Here is a 287-nt window from a genome sequence, read left to right on the forward strand (position 1 = left end):
GTCGCCGCCACAGCCGAACACGACGATGACGCGGCCGGTGGTGAACGGCCGCACCGACGCCAGCACGTTTTCCAGCGCGTCCGGCTTGTGCGCATAATCGACATAGACCGGCGCACCATGGGATGTTGTCCCAACGAGGTCGAGCCGACCCGGCGCGCCCTTCAATTTCTCCAACGCCATCAGGGCTTTGGCGGCAGGCGTTCCAGTAGAAATGGCGAGGCCCGCCGAAACCAGGGCATTGGCGATCTGGAAATCCCCGGCCAGCGGCAGGTCGACCTCGTGGAGAA

The 287-nt window shown here is 64.8% G+C and carries 1 protein-coding gene; it reads right to left on the bottom strand.

Annotated features, from left to right (window positions below; translation table 11 throughout):
• A partial coding sequence (locus EN804_RS36580; RefSeq protein WP_281407942.1) for a cyanophycin synthetase occupies positions 1-287 on the bottom strand: 287 nt, incomplete at both ends.

The sequence above is a fragment of the Mesorhizobium sp. M8A.F.Ca.ET.161.01.1.1 genome, assembly GCF_004792105.1.
In the GTDB taxonomy this organism is placed as follows: domain Bacteria; phylum Pseudomonadota; class Alphaproteobacteria; order Rhizobiales; family Rhizobiaceae; genus Mesorhizobium.